The organism is Pseudomonas sp. SIMBA_068, assembly GCF_046534705.1.
GTDB lineage: Bacteria > Pseudomonadota > Gammaproteobacteria > Pseudomonadales > Pseudomonadaceae > Aquipseudomonas > Aquipseudomonas putida.
The window spans coordinates 1-398 of record NZ_JAWRYI010000088.1; the positions used below are offsets into that span (position 1 = coordinate 1).

At 44.2% G+C, this 398-nt stretch carries 1 pseudogene; it reads right to left on the reverse strand.

The annotated features are described in order from the left end of the window. Positions 1–338: pseudogene (locus tag SB756_RS28290) on the reverse strand (APH(3') family aminoglycoside O-phosphotransferase); the annotation flags it as partial. Positions 339–398 lie beyond the last annotated feature (60 nt).

Below are 398 nucleotides of genomic sequence, written 5' to 3' on the forward strand. Positions count from 1 at the left end.
TATTCTTCTAATACCTGGAATGCTGTTTTCCCGGGGATCGCAGTGGTGAGTAACCATGCATCATCAGGAGTACGGATAAAATGCTTGATGGTCGGAAGAGGCATAAATTCCGTCAGCCAGTTTAGTCTGACCATCTCATCTGTAACATCATTGGCAACGCTACCTTTGCCATGTTTCAGAAACAACTCTGGCGCATCGGGCTTCCCATACAATCGATAGATTGTCGCACCTGATTGCCCGACATTATCGCGAGCCCATTTATACCCATATAAATCAGCATCCATGTTGGAATTTAATCGCGGCCTAGAGCAAGACGTTTCCCGTTGAATATGGCTCATAACACCCCTTGTATTACTGTTTATGTAAGCAGACAGTTTTATTGTTCATGACCAAAATCC